At 61.1% G+C, this 2,696-nt stretch carries 2 protein-coding genes; both read right to left on the bottom strand.

Annotation, left to right across the window (positions count from 1 at the left end; translation table 11 throughout):
• On the bottom strand, nt 1–1,169 hold a 1,169-nt coding region (locus tag ABJK70_RS23295), incomplete at its 3' end, for a chemotaxis protein CheB (RefSeq protein WP_347259288.1).
• A 186-nt stretch (nt 1,170–1,355) separates the two neighbouring features.
• Entirely contained in the window at nt 1,356–2,321 is a 966-nt protein-coding gene (locus ABJK70_RS23290; RefSeq protein ID WP_347259287.1) for a CvpA family protein, read from the bottom strand.
• Nucleotides 2,322–2,696: the final 375 nt, after the last annotated feature.

The raw sequence follows: 2,696 nt of genomic DNA, 5'->3' as shown, positions 1-2,696 counted from the left end.
AAATCGCGGATCGTGCGGGTGATTTGATAGTGGCCGCCGACCTTGACGAAGAAGCGCCGGAGCCGCTCGGCGGAGACGTGGCGGGCGATATTTTCCAGGTAAAGTCCGGTACGCGCCTTCTCGATGGCGGACTCGCTGAGATCGGTGCCGAAAATCTGAATCGGGGTTTGGGTCAGGCGCTCGCCCAAAAATTCCAGAAGGCAGATGGCGATGGAATAGACCTCCTCGCCGCTGGCGCAACCCGGGACCCAGATCCGCAGCGGAGCTTGAGATGGACGGCGTTCGAACAAGCGCGGAAAGACGGTTCGGCTCAACTCTTCGAACAACTCGGGATCGCGGAAGAAATCGGTCACCTGGACCAGCAGGTCCTGAAAGAGGGCCTGGGTTTCCGCCGTGTCGCTTTCCAACAAATTCAGGTACTCCGGCAGCGTATCCAGCCCGTGCAGGGCGAGGCGGCGCGCGAGTCGCCGCTGCACGGTACCGCGCTTATAGTGCGTGAAGTCCACGCCGGAGACGTTGCGGAGGCGACGAAAGAGCCGGTTGAGCGTTTCCTCGTCCGTGGGCGGAGGTTCGCCGGCGGAGGCGGTACTGTCTACCTTCAGGTATGGATGGCCGCCGAGGCGAGCGAGTTCGCGGGCAATCTCGCGCGGGGGCAGCACCCGATCGACCACGCCGAGATCTACCGCCGCCTTCGGCATGCCGTTGAATCTGGCCGAGCCTTGATCCTGGGCGTAGGTGATACCGCCGGAACCCTTGATCGCCTGCATCCCCAGCGCGCCGTCCGAGCCCGTGCCCGAGAGAATGACCCCGACCGCATTGGCCCCCTGCTCTTGCGCGAGGGAATAAAACAAGCGGTCGACGGGCATGGGCGGCACGGGAAGCCCGTTGCGGGCAGCGAGAGCCAGATGGCCCTGGACCAGGGTCATGACGGCATTGGGCGGGATGATATAGATGTGGTCGGGTTCGACCGCGAGCCCCTCCGTCGCCTCCTGGACCGGCAAGGCCGTTCTGGTCGAGAGGATCTGCGTCAGGACGCTTTCGTGGTGGGGGTCGAGGTGTTGGACCAACAGAAAAGCCATGCCGCTGGTGGCGGGAAGGTCGGCCAGAAATTCCGACAATGCTTCCAGTCCGCCGGCGGAAGCTCCGATGCCTACAATTGGAAACGCCATCAAGCTGCATACTCCTGAGTAAGAAATTCTGTCTCGATATTCGACATTATCCGGTACGGCGATGTCCAAGTCCGATTAAAACAAAGGTCCGCCTTGAGTGGCGAGCGACGGCGTCCGCACGCCTGCCCGAATCTTTTAACAGTACACTACACGGATTGGTCTGCACCTGCTTGAATTGCCGGCCGCTCAATTCCGGAATTTTTGCGTCACGATCAAGCCGTGAATGCCGCCGTCCATGATGCCGATACCAACACGCCCGAATTGCGGCCGTAAGATATTCGCGCGGTGGCCGGGCGAGTTCATCAAGCCGGCGTGCGCGATGTGAACGCTGGGGGCGAGAGCCAGGTTTTCGCCGGCGATCAGAAAACCGACATTCGATTCGCGCATTCGGTCGAACGGGCTTTTACCTTCCGGAGTGTAATGAGAAAAATAACCGCGGGCGAACATGTCGGACGAATGTCTTCGCGCCACTTCGGTCAAGGCGGGATCGATCTTCAGCGGCGAAAGTCCTTCCGTGGCGCGCTCGCGGTTGACGAGTCCAAGCATTTGCTCCTCGAGCGCCGGTCTCGGCTGCGGGGCTCCGACCCTGAACGGCAACGAAATATGCTCGTCGGATTCCGGGTAAACCGGAAGCCGGCGGTTCAGCCCGTGGGTAAGCGCATCTTCGAAAATCGGCATCAGAGCCGTGGTCAGCCGTTCCACCAGAACCGCGAAGCGGTTCGCCGTCCCGCTTTCGCGCGCATCCTCGCGTAGATCGCCCGGCAGCGGGACCACGAACAACAAGGCGGCGGCGATGGCTGCCGTTATCAGCCCGTTGGCCAATCCCGGAAGCGTGCCGAACAGGTGATTGAAGAGCCGTCGGTGAATGCCATGCGGCAAGCGTTTGAGCAGCGCATTCCCGAGCAGCCCGATGGCCAAGCTGGTGAGCAGAACGATGAGAAGAAACGCGGCAGGCTGCTGCCACGTACTCGACAAACCGGTTTTCGAACCCAGTAAATCCGCCACCGGTCGATAAAAGAACCAGGCCGCAAGCAAGCTGCCCAGCCAGCGCAGAAGATTGAGAAAACCTAGGATGAAACCGCGCCGCCATCCACCCCAGACGGCGAACAGAATCAGCAGAAGAAGGAAGACGTCGATGACGTTGAAGGCCATGTCGATAATCCCGTTACCGGCCGATGCACTTTATTAGATGGCCGTGGTTGCGCATTTGCTTGTCGATGCGGTTCCTATCCCTGAATCGATCGAGCAGCCCCCGCCGCGGTTTGTCCGGCCGTTCTTCTCCGGGAAGGAACCCCGGTTCGCCCGGAAGGTCATTTTTCATAAGGGGCGAACTGCCGTTTCGCAGGGAAGTAGAGCGGAACGGCGAGCAATTCGGGAAAGGATCGCACGGAAGCCGGACAGCCGGCGGGAGATAGCAATGCGTACGAACAGCAACGGCAGTTTCGATGCACTGATTTCCGGGACGATCGTCGGTATTGCCACAACGCTCGCGGCGGCAGCGTGCGGCAAGGCCGAGCGTTCCGGCGC

It is taken from the genome of Methylocaldum sp. (genome assembly GCF_039794385.1).
Classification (GTDB): Bacteria; Pseudomonadota; Gammaproteobacteria; order Methylococcales; family Methylococcaceae; genus Methylocaldum.
This window is presented reverse-complemented; position numbering and strand designations above follow the sequence as displayed.